This is a genomic window from Microbacterium foliorum, assembly GCF_003367705.1.
Lineage (GTDB): Bacteria > Actinomycetota > Actinomycetes > Actinomycetales > Microbacteriaceae > Microbacterium > Microbacterium foliorum.
In genome coordinates this window covers 1,841,890-1,864,826 of record NZ_CP031425.1, presented here as the reverse complement: position 1 = coordinate 1,864,826, position 22,937 = coordinate 1,841,890, and the positions used below count along the sequence as shown (strand labels likewise).

Annotated in this window: 21 protein-coding genes; 16 read left to right on the top strand and 5 right to left on the bottom strand. The window is 69.5% G+C overall.

What is annotated here, in order from left to right; translation table 11 throughout:
* Positions 1-35 precede the first annotated feature (35 nt).
* The gene (locus tag DXT68_RS08645; RefSeq protein ID WP_045255060.1) at positions 36-1,343 is read right to left on the bottom strand and encodes an aminotransferase class I/II-fold pyridoxal phosphate-dependent enzyme; all 1,308 of its coding nucleotides are present in this window, start codon (positions 1,341-1,343) and stop codon (positions 36-38) included.
* Positions 1,344-1,472: 129 nt separating this feature from the next.
* Here DXT68_RS08645 and pdxS point away from each other — a divergent pair, with 129 nt between their 5' ends.
* Positions 1,473-2,366 carry a pyridoxal 5'-phosphate synthase lyase subunit PdxS gene (gene pdxS / locus DXT68_RS08640; RefSeq protein WP_045255061.1) on the top strand — a complete coding sequence of 298 codons (894 nt, stop codon included), beginning with the start codon at positions 1,473-1,475 and terminating at the stop codon, positions 2,364-2,366.
* On the top strand, positions 2,356-2,976 hold the full coding sequence (pdxT, locus tag DXT68_RS08635) for a pyridoxal 5'-phosphate synthase glutaminase subunit PdxT (RefSeq protein WP_082069012.1): 621 nt from the start codon (positions 2,356-2,358) through the stop codon (positions 2,974-2,976). Before pdxS ends, pdxT begins: the two co-directional genes overlap by 11 nt.
* Here the strand turns inward: pdxT and DXT68_RS08630 are convergent.
* Positions 2,973-4,355 carry a pyridoxal phosphate-dependent decarboxylase family protein gene (locus tag DXT68_RS08630; protein WP_045255063.1) on the bottom strand — a complete coding sequence of 461 codons (1,383 nt, stop codon included), beginning with the start codon at positions 4,353-4,355 and terminating at the stop codon, positions 2,973-2,975. The two genes, pdxT and DXT68_RS08630, sit on opposite strands and share 4 nt — an antisense overlap.
* A gap of 118 nt (positions 4,356-4,473) precedes the next feature.
* On the opposite strand from DXT68_RS08630, the gene DXT68_RS08625 reads away from it, so the two are divergent.
* Positions 4,474-5,352, top strand: a complete 879-nt coding sequence (locus tag DXT68_RS08625) for a ribonuclease FAU-1 family protein (protein WP_082069013.1) — start codon at positions 4,474-4,476, stop codon at positions 5,350-5,352.
* A 16-nt stretch (positions 5,353-5,368) separates the two neighbouring features.
* Here the strand turns inward: DXT68_RS08625 and DXT68_RS08620 are convergent, their stop codons facing one another.
* Entirely contained in the window at positions 5,369-5,914 is a 546-nt protein-coding gene (locus DXT68_RS08620; RefSeq protein ID WP_208856527.1) for a carboxylesterase family protein, read from the bottom strand.
* Between the two features lie 228 nt (positions 5,915-6,142).
* Here DXT68_RS08620 and DXT68_RS08615 point away from each other — a divergent pair, with 228 nt between their 5' ends.
* The 8 genes from DXT68_RS08615 (at position 6,143) to DXT68_RS08580 (ending at position 14,772) form a co-directional block, all read left to right on the top strand.
* On the top strand, positions 6,143-6,904 hold the full coding sequence (locus DXT68_RS08615) for a YebC/PmpR family DNA-binding transcriptional regulator (protein WP_045255064.1): 762 nt from the start codon (positions 6,143-6,145) through the stop codon (positions 6,902-6,904).
* 45 nt (positions 6,905-6,949) lie between these two features.
* On the top strand, positions 6,950-7,534 hold the full coding sequence (gene ruvC, locus DXT68_RS08610; protein WP_045255065.1) for a crossover junction endodeoxyribonuclease RuvC: 585 nt from the start codon (positions 6,950-6,952) through the stop codon (positions 7,532-7,534).
* A gap of 9 nt (positions 7,535-7,543) precedes the next feature.
* The gene (gene ruvA / locus DXT68_RS08605) at positions 7,544-8,149 is read left to right on the top strand and encodes a Holliday junction branch migration protein RuvA (protein ID WP_045255066.1); all 606 of its coding nucleotides are present in this window, start codon (positions 7,544-7,546) and stop codon (positions 8,147-8,149) included.
* Positions 8,142-9,167, top strand: coding sequence for a Holliday junction branch migration DNA helicase RuvB (gene ruvB / locus DXT68_RS08600; protein ID WP_045255067.1), 1,026 nt, complete (start codon positions 8,142-8,144; stop codon positions 9,165-9,167). The genes ruvA and ruvB overlap by 8 nt, the downstream gene beginning before the upstream one ends.
* A gap of 73 nt (positions 9,168-9,240) precedes the next feature.
* Complete coding sequence (locus DXT68_RS08595; RefSeq protein WP_341853372.1) at positions 9,241-9,651, top strand: preprotein translocase subunit YajC; 411 nt, start codon at positions 9,241-9,243, stop codon at positions 9,649-9,651.
* Positions 9,652-9,719: 68 nt separating this feature from the next.
* Positions 9,720-11,465: a protein translocase subunit SecD gene (gene secD / locus DXT68_RS08590; protein WP_045255069.1), complete on the top strand. Its 1,746-nt coding sequence runs from the start codon at positions 9,720-9,722 to the stop codon at positions 11,463-11,465.
* Positions 11,465-12,454, top strand: coding sequence for a protein translocase subunit SecF (secF, locus tag DXT68_RS08585; RefSeq protein ID WP_045255070.1), 990 nt, complete (start codon positions 11,465-11,467; stop codon positions 12,452-12,454). Before secD ends, secF begins: the two co-directional genes overlap by 1 nt.
* A gap of 68 nt (positions 12,455-12,522) precedes the next feature.
* A complete protein-coding gene (locus DXT68_RS08580) occupies positions 12,523-14,772 on the top strand; it encodes a RelA/SpoT family protein (protein WP_045255071.1) in 2,250 nt (749 codons plus the stop codon).
* On the opposite strand, the gene DXT68_RS08575 is transcribed toward DXT68_RS08580, so the two are convergent.
* Positions 14,759-15,310, bottom strand: a complete 552-nt coding sequence (locus DXT68_RS08575) for a type IV toxin-antitoxin system AbiEi family antitoxin (RefSeq protein WP_045255072.1) — start codon at positions 15,308-15,310, stop codon at positions 14,759-14,761. The two genes, DXT68_RS08580 and DXT68_RS08575, sit on opposite strands and share 14 nt — an antisense overlap.
* A gap of 60 nt (positions 15,311-15,370) precedes the next feature.
* Positions 15,371-16,735 carry a DUF349 domain-containing protein gene (locus DXT68_RS08570; RefSeq protein WP_082069014.1) on the bottom strand — a complete coding sequence of 455 codons (1,365 nt, stop codon included), beginning with the start codon at positions 16,733-16,735 and terminating at the stop codon, positions 15,371-15,373.
* A 209-nt stretch (positions 16,736-16,944) separates the two neighbouring features.
* Here DXT68_RS08570 and nirB point away from each other — a divergent pair, with 209 nt between their 5' ends.
* From nirB to DXT68_RS08545, 5 genes are read left to right on the top strand one after another with little or no spacing between them, the layout of a single operon-like run.
* Positions 16,945-19,524: a nitrite reductase large subunit NirB gene (gene nirB, locus DXT68_RS08565; protein ID WP_279625483.1), complete on the top strand. Its 2,580-nt coding sequence runs from the start codon at positions 16,945-16,947 to the stop codon at positions 19,522-19,524.
* The gene (gene nirD / locus DXT68_RS08560) at positions 19,521-19,886 is read left to right on the top strand and encodes a nitrite reductase small subunit NirD (RefSeq protein WP_045255074.1); all 366 of its coding nucleotides are present in this window, start codon (positions 19,521-19,523) and stop codon (positions 19,884-19,886) included. Before nirB ends, nirD begins: the two co-directional genes overlap by 4 nt.
* A complete protein-coding gene (cobA, locus tag DXT68_RS08555; protein ID WP_045255075.1) occupies positions 19,883-21,118 on the top strand; it encodes a uroporphyrinogen-III C-methyltransferase in 1,236 nt (411 codons plus the stop codon). The genes nirD and cobA overlap by 4 nt, the downstream gene beginning before the upstream one ends.
* Positions 21,115-22,245 (top strand): uroporphyrinogen-III synthase, encoded by a 1,131-nt coding sequence (locus DXT68_RS08550; protein WP_045255076.1) that lies wholly within the window; start codon positions 21,115-21,117, stop codon positions 22,243-22,245. Before cobA ends, DXT68_RS08550 begins: the two co-directional genes overlap by 4 nt.
* On the top strand, positions 22,242-22,919 hold the full coding sequence (locus tag DXT68_RS08545) for a sirohydrochlorin chelatase (RefSeq protein ID WP_045255077.1): 678 nt from the start codon (positions 22,242-22,244) through the stop codon (positions 22,917-22,919). The genes DXT68_RS08550 and DXT68_RS08545 overlap by 4 nt, the downstream gene beginning before the upstream one ends.
* The last annotated feature ends 18 nt before the right edge of the window (positions 22,920-22,937 follow it).

Below are 22,937 nucleotides of genomic sequence, written 5' to 3'. Positions count from 1 at the left end.
TTCGTTCAGGGCGGGAGGAGTCCCGCCGCGGTGGGTCATCGGGTGGCCGCGACCAGATCGGCGACCAGTGTCGCCGTATCGTCGTCGGACAGATCGTGCACCGTGAGGCGCAGGTGGTGCGAGGGGTCGGCACGGTCGTCGAGGGCGAAGTCGTCGCCCGTCCGGGCCAACCAGCCACGACGCATGAGCCTCTCGGCGACCAGACGAGCCGGCTTCGGCAGCTCGATCCACAGGCTCAGACCCTCGGTGGGCGCGCAGACGATGCCGTGTGCGCCGAGCCGCGCGGCGAACGCGGCGTTCCGGGAGGCGTAGTGGTCACGGGCCGCCTCGATCTCCGCGACCACGGACCGGTCCGTCAGCTGTGTGAGCGTCAGCCTCTGCAGCAGGTGGCTCACCCAGGTGGTTCCGGGGCTCAGCCGCATGGCGAGGCGCTCGTGCGTGGTCGCATCGGTCGCCGCGACGGCGAGGCACATGTCGGGACCGAGGAACTTCGACACGGAGCGCACGAGTGCGAAGCGACGGTGGTCGGGGCCGATCAGAGTCTCGTAGGGACGCTGCGCGAGCAGGGAGAAATGGTCGTCCTCGATGATCAGGACGTAGGGGTGCTCGGCGAGCACGGCGCGCAGGGCGGCGGCGCGGGCGGGGGTGAGGCTCGCGCCGGTGGGGTTCTGCGCGCGCGGGGTGCAGATGACCGCACGGATGCCGGCATCGAGCGCGGCGCGCAGTCCCTCGACCGTCATCCCCTCCTCATCGACCGGCACCGGGATCGCCCGGTACCCGCCGAGGCGGACGGTGTGGATGCTGGCGAGGAAGCACGGGTCCTCGAGCGCCACCGCGTCGTCGCGCATGAGCGCCTGGGCGAGCAGGCGCTCGACGGCATCGACCGCGCCGCTCGTGACGGTGATGCGGAAGTCGAGCGGATCGAGGTCCTGGGCGATCCAGTCGCGCGCCCATTCGTCGAGCCCCGGGTCGATCACCGGTTCGCCGTAGAGCACGGGACGCCCGGCGACCGTGGCCAGGGCCCGGGACGGATCGGGGATCAGACGCGGATCCGGGTTGCCGGTGCCGACGTCCCGCAGCACGGTGTCGGAGGCGTACCCCTCCTGCGCGACCGACTCATGACCGGTGATGACCGTACCTGCGCGCCCGCGGGAGAGCACGATGCCGGCCTGCGCCAGCTGGCGGTACGCGGCGACGGCGGTGTTGCGGTTTACTCCGAGCGAGGTGGCGAGCTCCCGTACAGGGGGAAGAGGGCTGCCTGCGACGAGCACGCCTCGGTCGCGCAGGTCTCGCACGCTGTCGGCGATGTCCGCTGCGGTCGTTCCGATGATCTGGTCGCTCATTGCTCCTCGTCTCCGATTCTAGGTCGTTCCCGACAGTGCTACTGTTTGGCCTAGATCAAACTAGATATCGTGCGACACATCAGAGAATCTGCATGCCCTGCACGTCGTGCGTCCCCGACAGGAGCCCCCATGACCGAACAGACCACCACCGGATCGTCGCGCGTCAAGCGCGGTCTCGCCGAGATGCTCAAGGGCGGCGTGATCATGGACGTCGTCACCGCTGACCAGGCGAAGATCGCGGAGGACGCCGGGGCGGTGGCCGTGATGGCACTCGAGCGGGTGCCCGCCGACATCCGCGCGCAGGGCGGCGTCTCGCGCATGAGCGACCCCGACATGATCGACAGCATCATCGACGCGGTCTCGATCCCGGTGATGGCGAAGGCCCGCATCGGCCACTTCGTCGAGGCGCAGGTGCTGCAGGAGCTCGGCGTCGACTACATCGACGAGTCCGAGGTCCTCTCGCCGGCCGACTACGTGAACCACATCGACAAGTTCGGCTTCACCGTGCCGTTCGTCTGCGGGGCGACCAACCTCGGCGAGGCGCTCCGCCGCATCAACGAGGGTGCGGCCATGATCCGCTCCAAGGGAGAGGCCGGCACGGGAGACGTCTCGGAGGCGACCAAGCACATCCGCAAGATCCGTTCCGAGATCAACGTGCTGCGTTCCATGACGAAGGACGAGCTGTTCGTCGCCGCGAAGGAGCTGCAGGCACCCTACGAGCTGGTCGCCGAGATCGCGCAGACGGGCGCGCTCCCGGTCGTGCTGTTCGTGGCCGGCGGCGTCGCCACGCCGGCGGATGCCGCGATGATGATGCAGCTCGGTGCCGACGGCGTGTTCGTGGGGTCCGGCATCTTCAAGTCGGGCAACCCGGCCGAGCGTGCGAAGGCGATCGTCAGGGCGACCACGTTCTTCGACGACGCGAAGGTGATCGCAGAGGTGTCACGCGGACTCGGCGAGGCCATGGTCGGCATCAACGTGAGCGATCTGCCTGCGCCGCACCGCCTGTCCGAGCGTGGCTGGTAACCCCCGGGTCGGCGTCCTCGCGCTGCAGGGCGACGTGCGCGAGCATGCCGCTCTGCTCGAGGGGCTCGGCGCCGAGGTCGTGCTCGTGCGCCGACCGGAGGAGCTCGGAACCGTCGCCGGTCTGGTGATACCCGGCGGCGAGTCGAGTGTGATCGACAAGCTCTCGCGGCTGTTCGGCATGCAGCAGCCGATCCGCGCGGCTATCGGGTCCGGGATGCCGATGCTCGGCACGTGCGCGGGGCTGATCCTGCTCGCGGACACCGTGCTCGACGGCATCGACGGCCAGGAGTCGTTCGGGGGCATGGACATCGATGTCCGTCGGAACGCGTTCGGACGTCAGACGGAGTCTTTCGAGACCGACCTCGACGTGCCTGCACTCGGTGCGCCGGCTGTGCACGCGACCTTCATCCGCGCACCGGTGGTCGAGCGGGTCGGCGACGGTGTCGAGGTCCTGGCGTCGCTGACGGACGGCACCGTCGTCGCGGTGCAGCAGGGCAGCCTGCTCGGCACGAGCTTTCACCCCGAGGTCGACGGCGAGACGCGCGTGCACCAGCGGTTCCTCGACCTCGCGGAGACGTTCGCCCGGTCCCGGGCGGCGACGAACGCCTAGGCGTCCCGCACCAGTCGGCGGATCGCAGCCACCGTGCGATCGATGTCGGCGTCGGTCGTCGCCCATGAGGACATCGAGCAGCGCTGCGTCGCTCGACCCCGCCATTCGGCGCCCGTGACCGCCGCCGTGCCCTCGTCGAGGATCGCGCGGCCGAGGGCGCGGGTCGCGTCGTCGTCGTCGAGCCGGAACATGACCTGGGTGTAGTCGACGTCATTGACCACGTGGACCCCGGGGATGGACCGCAGCCCGCGAGCCATCGCCTCGGCGTTCGCGTGCAGCCGATCCATGAGCTGCGCGACACCGGAACGGCCGAGGCTCTTCAACGCGGCCCACGCCGGGACGCCGCGTGCTCGCCTCGAGAGCTCGGGCGTCACGTCCCACGGGTCGAGACCGGTGTACATCAGGTAGTCGCCGCCGGTGCGGAACGCCGCGATCGAGTCGGCCGGGTCGCGCACGATCGCCATGCCGCAGTCGTAGGGCACGTTCAGGGTCTTATGCGCGTCGGTCGCCCACGAGTCCGCATGCTCCATGCCTGCCGTGAGCGATCGAAGCCGCGGTGAGGCGGCAGCCCAGAGCCCGAAGGCTCCGTCGACGTGCACCCAGGCATCGTGCGCTCGAGCGATCGGTATCAGCGCCTCGAAGTCGTCGAAGGCGCCGGTGTGCACCTCTCCTGCCTGCAGGCAGACGATCAGGGGTCCCGTGCCGCTGAGCAGCTGCTGCTCGAGCGCATCCGGGCGCATCCGTCCCTGATCGTCGGAGTCGATCACGATCAGCTCCGCCCGCCCGATCCCGAGAAAGCGTGCCGCGCGATCGACGGAGCTGTGTCGATCCGCGCCGACGACGACGCGCAGCGGCGGTGCCTCCCGGAGTCCACGTTCGGCCACGTCCCACCCTGCTCGGGCCAGCACCGCCTGACGGGCGGACGCGAGACACGTGAAGCTGGCGAGCTGCCCGCCGGTGACGAACCCGACGCTCGCCGAGTCCGGCAGGCCGAAGAGGTCCAGCATCCACCGACCCGCGATCCGCTCCATGGCGACCGTGGCAGGTGCCAGCGCCGAGGAGCCGGAATTCTGGTCCCACGTCGAGACGAGCCAATCGGCGGCGAGGGCGGCGGGATGCGTGCCGCCGATCACGAAGCCGAAGAATCGACCACCCGGGATCGCGACGAGACCCGGGTCGGCGCGGGTCGCGATCTCGTCGACGACCTGCGCCGGATCGGTGCCGTCTGCCGGAAGAGGTCCGCCGAAGACATCCAGCATCTCCTCGAGGCCCGCACGCGGCCACACCGGTCGGTCGTCCAGGTCCTCCAGGAACTCGGTCGCACGGCGGTGTGCGGTGTCGAGGGCACGCGTTCTGTCGTCGAAGCCACTCTGGTCCATGGGTCAGGACTACACCCGCGAGACGCTGTGCGCCAGACGGATCTGAACCGCCGGGCCGCGGGTCGGACCTTCCTCGCGGGTGTGCGTCGGCGGCGGATGCGACGGGTACGGTGGCGGGATGCGAACGCCACAGGGAACGACCGGAGTCAGCGCGAGCGGGGGCACGGTGGAACTGGTGGGCAGACGCGGTGCGGACTGGACTCGTATCGCCACCGCGAGTCGCCCGCTCGCTGAGGCGATCGCCGAGCTCGACACGCCGGACCAGTCCACCGCCCATGCCGATCCCGCCTACGAGCGGTCGGTCGCGTCGAGCAGTCCCTCCGCGCCGCGCTTCGAGGTCGGTCAGCAGATCCTCTGGCGCTACGGGCGGGTGATCGAGACGGCACGGGTCGTGCGCGATGACGACCGCGGACTCGTGGCATGGACGCCCTCGGGGTCGGCGCGTCTCGACGCCGTTCCCTCCGACGGTCGCCGTCCGCGCGAGGTTCCGCTCGAGGAGCGCTTCCTCGTGCCCTGGAGTGCCGTCGAACGCACGTGGACCGGGCCGGGCATCCTGCGAGTCGCGCCGACCGGAATGCCGTGGTCGGTGTGGTTCTTCCGGCGTGAAGACGGCACGCCCGACGGCGTCTACATCAACATCGAGCTTCCGCACCGACGCATCGGGGGCGAGGAGGCGGCCGTGTTCACCCGAGATCTCGTACTGGATCTGTGGATCGACGCCGAGCACCGCGGGGAGGAGGACATCTGGCTCAAGGACGAGGACGAACTCCTCGCCGCGGTCGACCAGGGCCGGTTCTCGCCGCGGCAGGCCGAGGCGGTGCGCATGCTCGCCGACCACGCGGGAGCGGATCTCATCATGGCTGCCGCCTGGCCGCTGGACGAGGGGTGGGAGGAGTGGACGCCCGACGAGCACACCGACCTTCCGCTCGTGCTGCCCGCGACGCCCTCGATGGCCGCCGCGCGTGCACGCTCCGGCGTGCGGAGCTCCCAGGGCTGAGCCGTCAGACGGGGCGTCAGCGGCCGTGCCGGGGGGAGAGCAGCCAGTCGTAGACCTCGGGGTTCTCGTACGTCTCGGTCCAGGAATCGTGGCCGACGCCCGCGTATCGCGTGAACCGCACGTCGGCGCCGACCGACCGCAGTTCGCTCACGATCTGCTCCGTGGCGGAGATCGGTACGACATCGTCGGCGTCTCCGTGGAACGTCCAGACGGGCACGCGTCGGAGAGGCGCAGCGCTCTGCAGCCACATCCCCCCGCAGATCGGTGCGATCGCGGCGAACCTGTCGGGGTAGCGCACCGCCAGGCTCCAGGTCCCATACCCGCCCATGCTGAGTCCGGTCACCGATACACGCGTCGGATCGATCCGATGCGTCGCCACGACCTCGTCGATCAGTCCCGACAGCGTGGAGAGCTCCGCGACCCACTGGCTCGACGCGGAGCACTGCGGCGTCACGAGCACGAAGGGGAATTCGTGACCGGCATCCGCGAGCTTCGGCGGGCCGTGCGTCGCGGCGAGATCGAGTTCGGAGCCGCGTTCTCCGGCGCCGTGCAGGAACAGCACGAGCGGCCAGCGTCTGCCGGGTCGGCGTCGTAGCCCTCCGGCAGGTGGATCAGGTACCGCAGCGTGTCGGCCGGTGTCGGCTCGCCGTCACGCACGTCGGATGAGCGGACGGCGGGGGTGATGTGTCGGGATCTGCGCATATCTCCATCCTGCGCCACTCGCGCAGTTCGTTAGAATAGACGATGCCCTGGGTGCGAGCTTCTGGGCGGATACGACGAGCGGAGACATATGTCCGGGCATTCCAAGTGGGCCACCACGAAGCACAAGAAGGCCATCATCGACTCCAGGCGCGCCAAGTCCTGGGCCAAGCTCATCAAGAACATCGAGGTCGCCGCCAAGCTCGGCGGGGCCGACCTGCAGGGCAACCCGACGCTGTTCGACGCCGTGCAGAAGGCGAAGAAGACGTCTGTCCCCAAGGACAACATCGACCGCGCGGTGAAGCGTGGAGCGGGCATCGGCGGCGAGGCCGTCGAGTACACCTCGATCATGTACGAGGGCTACGGACCCAATGGCGTCGCGCTGATGATCGAGTGTCTGACCGACAACAAGAACCGGGCGGCGGCCGAGGTGCGCACCGCACTCAGCCGCAATGGCGGCACGCTCGCCGACCCCGGCAGCGTCGCCTACAACTTCAGCCGCAAGGGCGTCATCGTGGTCGGCTCGGAGGGAACCACCGAGGATGACGTGATGATGGCGGCTCTCGAGGCCGGCGCCGAGGAGATCGAGCCGCACGCCGAGGGCTTCGAGATCGTCACCGAGGCGACCGACCTCGTCGCGGTCCGCAGCGCTCTGCAGGACGCAGGCATCGACTACGAATCGGCCGACATCGAGTTCGTGCCGAACCTCAAGGTCGAGATCGATGCCGACACCGCGCGCAAGATCTTCCGTCTGATCGATGCCCTGGAAGACAGCGAGGACGTGCAGAACGTCTTCACCAACTTCGACCTCACCGCCGAGGTGCAGTCCGAGCTCGAGAACGACGACGCCTAGGCGCGCCGGGGCGTTGGTGCGCGGAGCGACGAATAGCCTGGGGGAGTGACCTCCTCCTCGCTTCGAGTGCTCGGCATCGACCCCGGTCTGACCCGGTGCGGCGTCGGCGTCGTCGATGTCGATCGCGCGAGACGCGGCACTCTGGTGCATGTCGGGGTGATCCGCTCGGATCCCGATCTGCCGATCGGTGAGCGTCTCGCGCTCGTGGCAGCGGGCATCCGTGAGGTGATCGCCGCGCACAGCCCGGATGCCGTCGCCGTCGAGCGGGTGTTCGCACAGCAGAACACCCACACCGTGATGGGCACCGCGCAGGCCAGCGGTGTCGCACTGCTGCTCGCGGCAGAGGCCGGCCTGCCTGCGGCGACCCACACGCCGAGCGAGGTCAAGGCCGCCGTCACCGGGTACGGCGCCGCCGACAAGCGGCAGGTGCAGGCGATGATCGCCCGGATCCTCCGCCTCGACGCTCCACCGCAGCCGGCCGATGCCGCAGACGCCCTGGCCATCGCCCTCTGCCACGCCTGGCGCCGCGGCGCCGCAGGAGCTCCGGGCCAGGGGGCGCTCACACCGGCCCAGCGGGCATGGGCGGACGCGGAGCGTGTCGCTCGAACATATCTACGACCCGGTGCGTAGGCTGGAGCGATGATCTCCTCGCTGCACGGCGCCGTCCTCCATTCGACCGCCGATCAGGTCATCATCGATGTCGGTGGCGTGGGCTTCTCCGTCGCGGTGCCCGCGGACGTCGCGCACACCGCCACGGTGGGGGAGAGGCTGCTGCTGCACACCAGCCTGATCGTCCGTGAGGATGCGCTCTCCCTCTACGGATTCGCCGATCGCAGCGAGCTCGAGATCTTCGGTCTGCTGATCAGCGTGACCGGTGTGGGGCCGAAGTCGGCACTCGGCGTGCTCTCGCACCTCACCGTCGACCAGATCGCCGATGCGGTCACGGGGGAGGATGACGCGCCCTTCCGGCGCGTCTCGGGGATCGGCCCCAAGACCGCCAAGCTCATCGTGCTGCAGCTCGCCGGCAAGGTGCACCCGGTGAGCGCCGCGTCGACGAAGATCACGAACGCGCCCGTCGACGTCGTCGACCAGGTCGCCGCGGCGCTGGTCGGACTCGGGTGGTCGGAGAAGGTCGCCGCCGAGGCGGCGGCGCAGACCGCGGCCGAGGCGACCGACGCGGAACGCGACTCCGTGGCGCCGCTGCTGCGGCGCACGCTCGCGCTGCTGGGACCGGCCCGTGTCTGACGCCCGCGACGCCTCAGAGCCCTCGGACGACACCGAGCTCGCGATCGAGGGCGCGCTGCGCCCCACCAGTCTCGGTGAGTTCGTCGGCCAGCAGAAGGTACGCGGTCAGCTGCAGCTGCTGCTCGACGCCGCACGCATCCAGAATCGGCCGCCCGACCACATCCTCCTGGCGGGGCCGCCCGGGCTCGGCAAGACGACGCTCGCGATGATCGTCGCGCACGAGAGCGAGCGCCCGCTGCGGCTCTCCAGCGGGCCCGCCATCCAGCACGCCGGCGACCTGGCCGCACTCCTGTCGAGTCTGGTGCCCGGGGAGGTGCTCTTCATCGATGAGATCCATCGCATGGCGCGCTCCGCCGAGGAGATGCTGTACCTCGCGATGGAGGACTTCCGCATCGACATCATGGTGGGCAAGGGTGCAGGAGCGACGAGCATACCGCTGGACCTCGCGCCCTTCACCCTCGTCGGGGCGACCACCCGTTCGGGGCTGCTGCCCAATCCGCTGCGCGATCGCTTCGGTTTCACCGGCCACCTCGAGTTCTACGACGAGCCGGAGCTCGAGCGGGTCATCGGCCGGTCCGCTCTGATGCTCGGCGTCGATCTCCCGAACGATTCGCTCTCGGAGATCGCGCGACGCTCGCGCGGCACACCCCGCATCGCCAACCGCCTGCTGCGGCGCGTGCGCGACTATGCGCTCGTGCACGGCGGTGGGGCGGCGACACTCGAGGGCGTCCGCGCAGCGCTCGAGCTCTACGACGTCGACCCGATCGGGCTCGACAGGCTCGACAGGGCGGTTCTCGAGGCCCTCGTGCGACGCTTCCGCGGCGGCCCGGTCGGACTCAGCACCCTCGCCGTGGCGGTGGGAGAGGAGGCCGAGACGGTCGAGAGCGTCGTCGAGCCGTACCTGGTGCGCATCGGGTTCCTCGGCCGCACGCCGCGGGGTCGTGTGGCCATGGCGGAGGCGTACGCGCATCTCGGCGTGGCGCATCCGGACGGGGCGCTTCGCCTGGATGACCTATAATCGCTGGAGACTTCCCCGATAATCTGCGCGCCCGCTCTCTGGTGCGCGCACCTGAGAAAGGCCCACCCCCGCCATGCCTATGGAAATCCTGCTGTTCGGCCTTCTCGCCGTCCTCGTCGTGTTCATGTTCGTCAACGGCCGCAAGCGCCAGAAGCAGATGAAGGCGGAGCAGGAGGAGAAGGCGACGAAGACCGTTCCCGGCGTCAAGGTGCTCCTCCAGGGCGGTATCTACGGCACGATCGTCGCCTACGACCACGAGGACCTCGACTCGCCTGCTCTCGTCGAGATCGCCCCGGGCACCGTCATCGAGGTGCACAGCCAGGCGATCCTGCGCATCGTCGAGCCGAAGGACGACGTCGTGGTCGTCGATGACATGGACGCTCCCGCCGTGGTCCTCGACGCACCTGCCGTCGACGGCGCAGCCGCGGTCGAGACCCCCGAGGAGACCCGTCGTCGCCTCGAGCGCGACGCCGACGACAAGTAATCTCCGTTCCGCCGCACCACATCGACAGCCCGGCATCCTCGACCGGCATCCAAGAAAGCTGATCACACGTGGCCACTTCTTCCCCGGTCCGTCACGCCTGGCGGGTCCTTCTGGGCCTGCTCCTGGTGACGGGCGTCCTGTTCGGCATCAACGCGCTGGGCGTCTACGTCATGAAGGACGCCAACGGCGATCCGGCGAGTTCCTGGGCTCCTGAGCTCGCCCTCGACCTGCAGGGCGGCACGCAGATCGTCCTGAGCGCCGAGACCGAAGACGGCGCCGCACCGTCGAGCGAGCAGCTCGACCAGGCCGCGGCGATCATCCGCCAGCGCGTCGACGCGTCGGGAGTCGCGGAAGCGGACATCACGACCGAGGGCGGCCGCAACATCGTGGTGCAGATCCCCGGTGTCGCCGACCAGCAGACGCGCGACCGGATCCAGTCGAGCGCGCAGCTCGAGTTCCGCGCAGTGCTGTACACGGGCGCCGCCGCCACCTCGTTCGTGGGGGAGGACGGCACGGAGACTCCGTATCCCTCGCCGGACCCCAACCTCGCGGCCACGCCCACAGCGGAGCCCACCGACGGCAGCGACGTGTCGTGGATCACGCCGAAGCTCCAGGCGGAGTTCCTGGCCTACGACTGCACCGCTCCGGGGAACGACGCCTCGAAGGGCCCGCAGGATCAGCCGCTCATCGCGTGCGACCCCACCGGCACCGAAAAGTACATCCTCGGCCCGACAGAGCTCACCGGCACCGCGATCGACAACGCGGTCGCCGGCCGCGACCCGCAGTCCGGGGCCTGGACCGTGCAGCTGACGATGAACGCCGACGGAGCCGACGCGTTCGGAAAGGTCAGCACCCGTCTGAACCAGAACCGCATCGACGGGCTGACGCCGCGTGACCGGTTCGCCTTCGTCCTCGACGGATCGGTCATCTCGGCCCCGACGATGAACGGCCAGATCCTCGACGGCCGCCCGAGCATCTCGGGAAGCTTCACGCAGGAGACGGCCACGACGCTCGCCGATCAGCTCAAGTTCGGTGCGCTGCCGTTGAGCTTCGCCGTGCAGAGCGACGACACGGTGTCCGCGACACTGGGCACGCAGCAGCTGCAGGTCGGCCTCATCGCGGGTCTGATCGGACTCGCCCTCGTGGCGATCTACTCGCTCATCGTCTATCGCGCCCTCGGTTCCGTGATCATCGCCTCCATCGCGGTGATGGCGGTGCTGACCTACATCGTGATCAGCATCCTGGCGTGGCGCCTCGGCTTCCGGCTCTCGCTGGCCGGCGTCGCGGGTCTGATCGTGTCGATCGGATTCACCGCCGACTCGTTCATCGTCTACTTCGAGCGCATCCGAGACGAGCTCCGCGACGGCAAGTCGATCACGTCGGCGGTGGAGGACGGCTGGGGACGTGCCAAGCGCACCATCTACATCTCCAAGTCGATCAACGTCCTCGCTGCCGTGGTGCTGTACATCCTCGCCGATTCCACGGTGAAGGGCTTCGCGTTCACGCTGGGGCTCACGACCGTCATCGACGTCCTGATCTTCGTGATCTTCACGCACCCGGTGATGCAGCTGCTCGCTCGTACCCGGTTCTTCGGCGGCGGGCACAAGCTGTCCGGACTCGATCCGGAGGCACTGGGCGCCGTGTACCGCGGACGCGCGCAGTTCCGCTCGGTCGACACATCTGCGGGCCGTGCCGCCAAGAACTCCCGGGCCAGGGGCGAGGCCGAGCGTCGGCAGACGATCGCCGAGCGCAAGCGCGCTCAGGCCCTCGCCGGCGACAGACCCACGAACAGTGGAAGTGAGGGGGACGCGTGATGGCTTCCATGAACGAGTTCGGCAACAACCTGTACAGCGGGAAGACCTCGTTCCCGTTCGTCGGGAAGCGGCGCCTGTGGTTCATCATCGCGATCGCCCTCGTGGTCGGCTCGGCGCTCGTGCCGCTGATCCGCCCGATCCAGTTCTCGATCGAGTTCACCGGCGGCTCGCAGTTCACGGTGCAGGCTCCGGACAGCACCGACCAGGACACCGCGGCGGAGGCTGTCCGCTCGGTCGTCCCCGGCGCCGCTGCGAAGGTCGCCATCGTCAGCAGCACCGACGTCCGCGTGCAGACCGACCAGATGAGCTCCGCTGAGACCCAGCAGGTCGCGAACGCCCTCGCCGAGGCGTACAAGGTCGACCCGGCAGAGGTCACGTCGTCGTTCATCGGTCCGGCCTGGGGTGAGAACGTCACCAAGCAGTCCCTGTGGGGGCTCGCGATCTTCCTCGCCCTGACCTTCCTGATCCTCGCGATCTACTTCCGCACCTGGAAGATGTCGGCCGCGGCGATCCTCGGCCTGCTCGATGTGCTCGTCATCACGGTGGGCGTCTACGCCCTCGCGGGTTTCGAGATCTCTCCGGCCGCGGTGATCGGATTCCTCACGATCCTCGCGTACTCGCTCTACGACACGACGGTCGTGTTCGACAAGATCCGAGAGAACACCACGGAGGACGGCGAGAACTCCTCCCGCCTCTTCGGCGAATCCGTCAACCTGGCCGTCAACCAGACGCTCGTCCGCTCCATCAACACCTCGGTCGTCGCGGCGCTGCCCGTCGGAGCGGTGCTCTTCATCGGAGCCTTCTGGCTCGGAGCCGAGTCGCTCACCGACATCTCGCTGTCGATCTTCGTCGGCATCCTGGTGGCGACATACTCGACGCTGTTCGTCGCGGCTCCGCTGTACTCGCTGTTCCGCGAGAACGAGCCGCAGATCACGGCGCGCGACTCCCGGGTCCGTGAATCCCGCGAGAAGGCCGCTGTCGAGGTCTGACCGTTCCCGCCCGGCGGGGCCGCACCCCGCAGGGCACGCGTAAGCTGTTGTGATTCGGAGGTGAGCGGATGGCGGAACCGCAGACGTCGTCGCAGGGATCGAGCCTGAGACGACTGGTTCCCCGCATCTTCTCGCGCGCCCCACGGGTCAACGACCTCGACAACCTGACACGCACCGTCCGGGCGAACCACCCCAAGGGCGATCTGGCCGTCATCGAGCGTGCGTACGCCGTCGCCAAGGAGAAGCACACCGGGCAGCAGCGTCAGAGCGGCGAGCCGTACATCACGCATCCGCTCGCCGTCGCGCAGATCCTCGCCGAGATGGGCCTCGGGCCGCGGGCGATCGCAGCCGCACTGCTGCACGACACGGTGGAGGACACGGGCTACGCCCTCACCGACCTCACCGCCGAGTTCGGTGACGAGGTCGCCATGCTCGTCGACGGCGTCACCAAGCTCGACAAGGTCAAGTACGGCGAGAGCGCGCAGGCCGAGACCGTCCGCAAGATGATCGTGGCGATGTCGAAGGACATCAGGGTGCTGCTCATCAAGCTCGCGGACCGCCTGCACAATGCCCGCACCTGGGGTTTCGTCCCGCCCGAGAAGGCGGCGAAGAAGGCCAAGGAGACGCTCGAGATCTACGCGCCCCTCGCCAACAGGCTCGGCATCCAGGCGATCAAGTCCGAGCTCGAGGACCTCTCGTTCGCCGTCCTGCATCCGAAGATCTACAACGAGATCCACAACCTGATCGCGCAGCGCACCCCGCAGCGCGAGAAGTACCTCGCCCAGGTGGTCGAGGAGATCGACGTGGACCTGCGCGATCTGCGCATCCGCGGCAAGGTCGTGGGCCGCCCGAAGCAGCTGTACTCCGTGTACCAGAAGATGGTGGTGCGCGGGCGTGAGTTCGACGACATCTACGACCTCATCGGCATCCGCGTGCTGGTGGCATCGGTGCGGGACTGCTACGCCGTGCTCGGCGCCATCCACGCCCGATGGACCCCACTGCCCGGCCGGTTCAAGGACTACATCGCGACGCCGAAGTTCAACCTGTACCAGTCGCTGCACACGACCGTGATCGGCCCGTCGGGGCGCACCGTCGAGATCCAGATCCGCACGCACGAGATGCATCAGCAGGCGGAGTACGGTGTCGCCGCGCACTGGATGTACAAGGAGCGGATGAACGGCGGCAAGACCGAGGTCAGGGCCGCCGACAACGACATGGCCTGGCTCGCGCACATCTCGGACTGGCAGGCCGAGACCGCCGACCCCGGCGAGTTCCTCGATTCCCTGCGGTTCGAGATCGGCGCGAAGGAGGTCTACGTCTTCACGCCCAAGGGGCGGGTGATCGGGCTCCCGGCCGGCGCGACACCGGTGGACTTCGCCTACGCCGTGCACACCGAGATCGGTCACCGCACGATGGGCTCGAAGGTCAACGGGCGTCTGGTGCCGTTGGAGTCCGAGCTCAAGAGCGGCGATGTGGTCGAGGTCTTCACCTCGAAGAACCCCGACGCCGGTCCGAGTCAGGACTGGCTCGGCTTCGTCAAGAGCACCCGGGCTCGCAACAAGATCCGCGGGTGGTTCACGAAGGAGCGTCGCGAAGAGGCGATCGAGCAGGGCAAAGAGGCGATCGCGCGGGCGATGCGCCGCCAGAACATGCCTCTGCAGCGTCTGATGAGCCAGGACTCCTTCGCCGAGGTCGCCCATCAGCTGCGGTACGAAGACGTCTCCGCGCTGTACGCGGCCGTCGGCGAGGGTCACGTCTCGACGCAGTCCGTGCTCGAGAAGGTCACCGCGCTCGTCGCCGCGACCGATCCGGTCACCGGGCCCATCGACCTGCCTGGCAGCATGCCGTCGCGGGAGCCGCGCTCCGGCGACTCGGGTGTGCTCGTGCGCGGAGCATCCGACATCCTCGTGAAAGTCGCGAAGTGCTGCACCCCGGTGCCGGGCGATGAGATCGTCGGCTTCGTCACGCGAGGCAGCGGAGTGTCGGTCCACCGCACCGACTGCCCCAACGTCAAAGCGCTCTCGGGCGAGGAGGACCGCTTCGTCGAGGTGTCGTGGGCGCCCACGACGAAGAGCGTCTTCCGCGTGCAGATCCAGGTCGAGGCACTCGACCGCTCCGGGCTGCTGTCGGATGTGACGCGCGTCCTCAGCGAGCATCACGTCAACATCCTCTCGGCGACCGTCAGCACCACGGACGAACGCCTTGCGATCAGCCGCTTCGTGTTCGAGATGGGCGACGCCGTGCACCTGGACCGGATCCTGAACGCCGTGCGCCGCATCGATGCCGTGTACGACGTCTATCGCGTCACCTCGTCGTGAGCGGGAGCCGGTCGAGCGTGCCCCTACCGGCTCTCTTGCCGGGTACGCGTCCCATCGTCTCGAGGGCGGAGATCGCCTCCGGCACGAGGCGCGGATCCGTCTGAGCGAGCAGCAGCACCCACCGGCGCAGGGATTCGTCGCGGTGCACGCTCAACGCGAGGTCGACCATCGTGCGCACGGGCGTCATCACCGTCACGCCGCCGATCACGAGCACATCCGTCGGCTGCAGAGAGGTGTCGTGCAGGGCGATCCGGGCGGTCGACATCGCCCGGATCCGGCGCTGCACCGCCCGCCGCACGTGGTGGCGTGCGGGCGGCGTATCGCCCGCACCGTGGATCCACGCGGCCGTCGGACCTGACGCCGCGGTGTCGGCCGGCACGAGATCCGCGATCGATGCGGCCCTCGTGCTGGAGTCCTCGACCAGGTCTGCCGGAATGTAGCCTTCGCCGAGCTCGACCACGTGACCGTCGAGCCGCGCCGCGCTGAGCTCGGGGATCGTGAGACGGTCGCCGGGCAGATACAGGAACGCGGGATGCATCACGCCAGTCTGGCGCGGTGCATCCCGCGTATCCGCTCGCGCGGACGATCTGTGGAGAGGTCAGCCCCCGAGGGCGTTGAGCCAGGTGCGACGAGCCTCGAGGGCATCCGCCGCGGCCTTGGCCGCCTTCTTGTCTCCGGACTTCTCGGCGGCCGCGAGCTCTGCCTCGAGCTTCTCGATCGCCTCGAGCAGCTGCGAGCTCATGTCGTTCGCTCGCGCCTTGGTCTCGGGGTTGTTCTTCTTCCAGTCGACCTCTTCGCGAGCCTTGAGCGCCTGCTCGATGACGCGAAGGCGGTCGTCGAGCGCACGCTCCTTCTCACGGGGGAAGATGCGTCCGATCTCGTCCCACTGGCGCTGGATGCGAGTGAGCATCGCACGGGCGCTCTTGATGTTGGACTCATCGGCGACGGCCTTGGCCTCTTCGAGGAGAGCCTGACGCGCCTCGATCTTCGGACCCGACGCGGCCTCCTCGGCAGCGCTCTGCTCGGCGCGGGCCGAATACAGCGCGTCGCCGGCGGCCTTGAACCGGGCCCAGAGCGCATCGTCGGCCTTGCGACCGGCGCGACCGGCGGCCTTCCACTCATCGAGGAGGTTGCGGTACGACGCGATGCCGTCGACGCCGCGCGGAGCCAGCGCCTCGGCGCGCTCCACCAGACGTGTCTTGGCATCGCGAGCGGTCTTGTGCGTGTCATCGAGCTCGGAGTAGAACGCGCGCCGCGCCTTGTCGACGGTGCCGCGAGCGTCGCGGAACCGCTTCCAGAGCTGCTGCGAGACGCCCTTCGACAGACGAGGGCCGTTCTGCTGCTGCGCCTGCCAGGCGTCGAAGAGCTCGCCGAGCTCGGCGGTGACCTGCTTCCACTGCACCTTCGAGAGATCGCGGGACGCGATCTCCTCTGCCCGCTCGACCAGAGCGGTGCGCTCGGCGATCGCCTGGTCGACGAGGACCTTCGCCTGAGCCGCCTCCTGAGCGGTGGCCTCGGACAGCGATGCGGTGAGCGCGTTCAGGCGCTCGCGAAGGCCGGCGAGGTCGCCGACGGCTGCGGCATCGGTCGCCTCGGCGAGCACGTGACCGGCCTGCTTGACCAGGTCGCTCGCTGCAGCTCCGCCGGCCTGATGGCGCTGTTCGAGCGCGCGCACCTTGAAGGCGATGTCGTCATACTTGCGCACGAAGTAGGCGAGCGCCTCTTCGGGGGTTCCGTCGGGGTACTGACCGACCACGCGCCAGGCGTCGCCCTCGCGCACCTCGACGGTGCCGTCTTCACTGACGCGGCCCCATTCGGTGCCGTCGCTCGAGGGAGCAGCGGCGGGGGCTGCGGGAGCGGCAGCCGGCGTGGGAACGCGCGGCGGTGCCGGAAGACGCGGCGGACCGGGTACGGGCGGACCCGGTACGGGTGGAGTCGGCTTCGTTGGTTCGGTGGCAGACAAGAGTGCTCTCCTTGCGCGGTCATCCCGCGGGAGGGGGGAAGGGACGGGGTTCAGCCTAGTACGCGCACGGATGCCCTGCCGGGATGCACCGGTCGGCTCACATCGGCGTTATCCAGATGTGAGCAGAACTTTCGCTCGGCGTAACAGCGCCCGGACGCTGCCCGAAACACCGGATGCCTAACGTCGGCTCCACGGACAGAGGAGGGCTCGTGATCGTTCGAGACAGCACAGCGGCGGATGTCGTGGTGGTCGGCGCGGGGATGGTGGCGCACCGATTCGTCGAGAGTCTGCTCCGCTCGGAGGACGACGCGCTCACCGTGACGATCGTCGGAGAGGAAGCCCGCACGCCCTACGACCGGGTGGGCCTCACCTCGTATTTCTCGGGCGCGCGGGCCGAGGACCTGGAGCTGCACACCGGGATCCTCGCAGATCCGCGCATCCGATTCATCGGCGATGATCGGGTCACGGGGATCGATCGGGTCGCGCGCCGCGTGCGCACACGGTCAGGGGCACGGCACTCCTACGGCACGCTCGTCCTGGCGACGGGCTCGTACGCGCTGCGGCCCGCAATCGACGGCGCCGAGCTCCCCGGCTGCTTCGTGTATCGGACGCTCGATGATGTCGAGGCGATCAGCCGGTTCGTCGAGCACCGGCAGGCGCAGCTCGGACGTCAGCTGCGCGGCACGGTGATCGGCGGCGGCCTGCTCGGGCTGGAAGCGGCCGGTGCGCTGCAGGGGCTGCAGGTCGGATGCACGGTGGTGCAGTCATCCGATCGACTCATGTCGGCCCAGCTCGACCTGGCGGGCGGGACGATCCTTCGCCGCCTGATCGAGGCGAAGGGCATCGAGGTGCGGACCGGCACGCGGACCACGCGCCTCGACCCCGATGCATCGGGTGCGGTCGCCGCACTGCAGTTCCAGGACGGCAGCATGCACGAGGCGGACATCGTGATCTTCACCGTCGGCGTGCGCCCGCAGGATTCGCTCGCGCGGCTGGCGCAGCTCGACGTGCATCCGGCCGGGGGCGTGCTGATCGACTCGCGCTGCCGGACCGCCGATGAGCACATCCTCGCGATCGGCGAGGTCGCGAACTACGACGGCCGGTCGGTCGGACTCGTCGCCCCCGGCTACGCGATGGCGGAGGTCGCGGCGACGCGCCTGTTGGGCGCAGACGCGACCTTCCCCGGCTACGACGACTCGGCGAAGCTCAAGCTCTCCGGCGTCGACGTCGCGAGCTTCGGCGACGCGATGGCCGACACGCCGAACGCCCTCGACGTGGTCTACACAGACCCCGTGCGCGGCGTGTACAAGAAGCTCGTGCTCTCCGACGACGCGAAGACGCTGCTCGGCGGCATCCTCGTCGGCGACGCCTCGGCGTACAGCTCGCTGCGTCCGCTGGTGGGCGCGCCGCTCGGTGCGGATCCGGCCGCGTACCTGCTGCCCGAGGGCGGCACAGGAATCCCCGACGACGAGCTGCCGGAATCCGCCGTCATCTGCTCGTGCTCGAATGTGACGGCCGGCCGCATCCGCGAGGCCGTCCACTCCGACGGCTGCGCTGACGTGGCAGCGGTCAAAGCGTGCACGAAGGCCGGAGCCACCTGCGGATCGTGCCTCTTCGCCGTGAAGAAGATCGTCGGACAGGAGTTGACGAAGCTCGGACAGGCGACCTCCGACGCCCTCTGCGAGCACTTCGCGATGTCGCGCAGACAGCTCTTCGACGCGGTGCGAGTATCGGAGATGTCGACGTTCAGCGCCATCATCGGGCGTTTCGGCACCGGCCGCGGCTGCGACATCTGCAAGCCGGCCCTCGCCAGCATCCTCGCGGTGCTGGTCGGCTCGCACGTGCTCGACGGCGAGAACGCCTCGCTGCAGGACACCAACGACCATGTGATGGCCAACATGCAGAAGGACGGCACCTACTCGGTGGTGCCGCGGATGCCCGGTGGCGAGGTCACGCCGGCAGGACTCATCGCGATCGGCAGCATCGCGGAGTCGTACGGCCTGTACACCAAGATCACGGGCGGCCAGCGGATCGACATGTTCGGTGCGCGACTCGAGCAGCTGCCGCAGATCTGGCAGCGGCTGGTCGACGCCGGCTTCGAATCCGGCCAGGCCTACGGCAAGGCCCTCCGCACCGTGAAGTCGTGCGTGGGGTCGACCTGGTGCCGCTACGGCGTGCTCGACGCGGTCGGCATGGCGGTGCGTCTGGAGCTCCGGTACCGGGGGCTGCGCGCCCCGCACAAGCTCAAGGTCGGGGTCTCCGGGTGCGCGCGTGAGTGCGCCGAGGCCCGGTCGAAGGACGTCGGCGTGATCGCGACCGAGAGCGGCTGGAACATGTACGTCGGCGGGAACGGCGGATTCTCCCCGCGGCACGCCGAGCTGCTGGCATCCGATCTCGACGATGAGGGCCTCATCCGCGCGATCGACCGCTTCTTCATGTACTACATCCGCACCGCGGACCGACTGCAGCGGACCGCCGGATGGTGCACCGAGCTCGACGGCGGTCTCGAAGGCCTCCGTGCCGTGATCTTCGACGACAGTCTCGGCATATGCGACGACCTCGACGTGGCCATGGCCGTGCACGTGGATCGCTACGAGGACGAGTGGGCGGCCACCCTGCGCGACCCGGTGAAGCTGCGGCGGTTCGAGTCGTTCGTGAACGCGACCGACACCCCCGATCCCTCGCTCGCCTACGTGCCGGAGCGGGGTCAGGCGCGTCCCGCCACCGCGCAGGAGCGCAGCGACGCTGCGGTGCTCATCGCCGGCACGACGCTGGAGGTGCGACGATGACGCTCACCGGTCCCTCCGCCGGCAGCCGCGTGCGGGTCTGCGCCGTGCAGGATCTCGAGGTGGAGCGTGGACGGGCGGCACTGTTCGGAACGGTCCAGATCGCACTGTTCCTCCTCGCCGACGGATCCGTGCACGCCGTGTCGAATCTCGACCCGTACAGCGGCGCGAACGTGATGTCCCGCGGCATCGTCGGCAGCAGGGGCGAGACGCCGACCCTCGCCTCGCCGATGCACAAGCAGATCTTCGACCTGCGCACCGGGGCCTGCATCGAGACCCAGGGCAGGGAGCCGGCGTCGCTGCGCGTCTGGCAGGTGAGCGTGGTCGACGGTCACGTGGAGTTCGACATCGAGGAGATCCGATGACACTGATGCTGGGCGTCACCCTGGCGGGACGCGACGTGCTGCTGGTCGGCGGAGGCCCTGTGGCTGCGAAGCGGCTCCGACGGTTCCTCGCGGAGGGGGCGAGACCGCGCATCGTCGCGCCGGTGCTGCATGCCGAGAGCGCGCGGCTCGTGGAGCATCACGGTGTCGCCTGGGAGCCGCGGGAGTTCTGTCCGACGGATCTCGACGGGGCCTGGCTCGTGCACACGGCGACCGGGGATCCGCACGTCGACCGCCTGGTCGCCGAGCAGTGCGAATCGCAGCGCGTGCTCTGCATCAACGCCTCGGATGGCGAGCGCGGCTCGGCCAGGCTCACGGCGCAGGCGGAGATCGGCGACGTCACCGTCGGCGTCACCAGCACTGTCGGCGCGGACCCGCGCCGTTCCGTCGCGGTGCGCGATGCCGTCGTCGACCTGGTCGCCGACGGCCGACTGCCGCTGAGGCGCCGCCGCACGGCCCGCAGCGGCAGGGTCGACCTGGTCGGTGGAGGCCCTGGCCCGGCTGATCTCATGACGGTGCGCGCGCGACGCCTGATCGCAGAGGCCGATGTGCTCGTCATCGACCGTCTCGGGCCCGCGGCCGAGATCACGCAGGGGCTCGACCCGGATGTCATGGTGATCGACGTGGGCAAGCGACCCGGTCGTCACCCCGTCCCGCAGGACGAGATCAACCGAATCATCGTCGAGCACGCCGCGGCGGGGCACCGGGTCGTCCGACTGAAGGGCGGCGATCCTTTCGTCTTCGGGCGCGGCGGCGAGGAGATGCTCGCCTGTCTCGCCGCCGGTGTCCCGGTGGATGTGACGCCGGGGATATCGAGCGCCATCGCCGTTCCCCAGTCGGCCGGCATCCCTGTCACGCACCGGGGCACGGCAGCCGCCTTCCATGTCGTGAACGGTCAGGGCGGCTTCGGGCCGGGTACCCTCGAAGCCATGGCTGATGCGACGGTGACGACGGTCGTGCTGATGGGTGTCGCCGCTCTCGGACGACTGGTCGATTCCGCGCTCGCTCACGGCGTGCCGAAGGACCGTCCTGTCGCGTTCGTCGAGAGCGGGCACACCCCGCAGCAGCGCACGACGCGCACGACCCTCGGGCGCGCGGTCGGGGATGCGCGAGCGGTCGGACTCCGCAATCCCGCCGTGATCGTGATCGGTGAAGTCGCGAGCGAACACCTGCTGCTGCCGACCCCTGTCGCGAGCGGGGCTGCTCGGGCGTGACGACCCATGCCCCCCTTCCGCCGGCTCTCGCCGGATGCACCATCGTCGTCGCCGCGGACAGGCGCGGGGGCGACCTCGCCTCGGCGCTCGAGCGCCGAGGCGGGCACGTCTACCGCGCACCTGCGCTGAGCATCATCCCGAACGAGGACGACGAGGACCTCCTCACGCGCACCCGCGACCTGATCGCCGACCCGCCGGACATCGTGATCGTGACGACGGGCGTCGGCTTCCGAGGGTGGATCGACGCCGCGCACGAGAACGATCTGGCGGAGGACCTCGCTGCCGCGTTGTCGGAAGCGCAGTTCGTCGCACGCGGACCCAAGGCGCACGGCGCGATTCAGCAGGCCGGTTTCACCGCCGACTGGGTGGCCGAGTCCGAGACCTCCGCGGAGGTGGGGGAGTACCTCACGGCCGAAGGCGTCGCCGGTCGGCGCATCGCGATTCAGCACCACGGTGCGGGGGCGGATGGCCTCGATGCGCTGCTCGGAGGCCTCGGTGCCGAGGTCGTGAGCATCACGGTGTACCGGTGGGGGCCGCCGCCCGACCCGACGATCGTGCACCGCTCCGTCGTGCAGGCGGGCGCGGGCGAGGTGGACGCGGTGCTCTTCACCTCCGCACCCGGCGCCGCGGAATGGGTCAGGGCCGCGGCTCGCGCGGACACCCTCGACGCGATCCGCCGCCGCGCCGCCGGCGGGCGGCTCCTGCTCGCGGCCGTGGGCCCGATCACCGCGGCACCGCTCCATGACGCCGACCTGCACACCACGATCGCGGCTCGCGGACGTCTCGGCTCTCTGGTCCGATGCGTCGTCGATCACTTCGCCTCGGGCGCGGCGCCTCGGGTGCGTACCACGGCCGGTGTGCTGGAGGTGCGCAGCGGCGGTGTGCTGCTCGACGGTCGCTTCGTACCGCTGTCCCGCGCGGGCACCAGCATCCTGAGTGAACTCTTCGACGCCGCCGGGCGGGTGCTCTCCAGGGAGCAGCTCGGACTCGCGCTGCCGCGTGGGGGCGAGAGCGCTCATGCCGTCGAGATGGCGATCGCACGACTCCGCGAGGCGCTCGGTGGCGCGAGCGTGATCCAGACGATCGTGAAGCGCGGCTATCGACTCACGGTGGAGGATCCGGAATGACGACGCTCATCGCCTGCTCCCACGGCACCGACTCGCCGGAGGGTCGGAGGACCGTCGAGGACCTCGTGGATCTCGTGCGGCAGCGGATGCCGGGCACACGAGTCGTGCAGGCATTCGTCGACGTGCAGGAGCCGACGGTGGTCGACGTGATCGAGCGCGAGCGGCGCCTCGACGACGTCGTGGTGGCGCCCCTGCTGCTCTCCGTCGGCTTTCACACAGCCGTCGACATCGCAGATGCGGTGCGTCCGCACGAGAACGTGCGGCAGGGTGAGCCCCTCGGCACGCATCCGCTGATCGCCGAGGTTCTGGCAGCCCGACTGCGCACGGCGATCGCGGGCACCTGGCTCCCGGGCGACCATGTCGTACTCGCCGCAGCGGGGTCGAGCAATCCCGCCGCGGTCGCCGATGTCGCCGCGGCGGCCGAGCACCTGGCCCGCCTCATCCCGGCCCCGATCACCATCGGGTACGCCTCGGCCATCGAACCCCGGATCGGGGCGGCGGTGGCATCCGCTCGACGCGACGGTGCCGCTCGAGTGATCGCCGCGAGCCACGTGCTCGCTCCCGGGTATTTCGCCGGGCTGGTCCGGAAGTCCGGAGCCGACCTGGTGTCTGCGCCACTCGGCGTCGACGTGCGGATCGCCGAAGTCGTCGTCGACAGGTTCGGCGCCGCCTGACCATGCTTCCGGGTGCGA

Bases quoted from the DNA above. Each gene is read 5' to 3' on its own strand.
- DXT68_RS08545 (WP_045255077.1), top strand. From the start codon at position 22,242: ATGACGACGCTCATCGCCTGCTCCCACGGCACCGACTCGCCGGAGGGT.
- DXT68_RS08615 (WP_045255064.1), top strand. From the start codon at position 6,143: ATGTCCGGGCATTCCAAGTGGGCCACCACGAAGCACAAGAAGGCCATC.
- DXT68_RS08625 (WP_082069013.1), top strand. From the start codon at position 4,474: ATGCGAACGCCACAGGGAACGACCGGAGTCAGCGCGAGCGGGGGCACG.
- secF (WP_045255070.1), top strand. From the start codon at position 11,465: ATGGCTTCCATGAACGAGTTCGGCAACAACCTGTACAGCGGGAAGACC.
- ruvA (WP_045255066.1), top strand. From the start codon at position 7,544: ATGATCTCCTCGCTGCACGGCGCCGTCCTCCATTCGACCGCCGATCAG.
- pdxS (WP_045255061.1), top strand. From the start codon at position 1,473: ATGACCGAACAGACCACCACCGGATCGTCGCGCGTCAAGCGCGGTCTC.
- nirD (WP_045255074.1), top strand. From the start codon at position 19,521: ATGACGCTCACCGGTCCCTCCGCCGGCAGCCGCGTGCGGGTCTGCGCC.
- DXT68_RS08630 (WP_045255063.1), bottom strand. From the start codon at position 4,355: ATGGACCAGAGTGGCTTCGACGACAGAACGCGTGCCCTCGACACCGCA.
- DXT68_RS08645 (WP_045255060.1), bottom strand. From the start codon at position 1,343: ATGAGCGACCAGATCATCGGAACGACCGCAGCGGACATCGCCGACAGC.
- DXT68_RS08575 (WP_045255072.1), bottom strand. From the start codon at position 15,310: ATGCATCCCGCGTTCCTGTATCTGCCCGGCGACCGTCTCACGATCCCC.
- DXT68_RS08595 (WP_341853372.1), top strand. From the start codon at position 9,241: ATGCCTATGGAAATCCTGCTGTTCGGCCTTCTCGCCGTCCTCGTCGTG.
- cobA (WP_045255075.1), top strand. From the start codon at position 19,883: ATGACACTGATGCTGGGCGTCACCCTGGCGGGACGCGACGTGCTGCTG.
- DXT68_RS08580 (WP_045255071.1), top strand. From the start codon at position 12,523: ATGGCGGAACCGCAGACGTCGTCGCAGGGATCGAGCCTGAGACGACTG.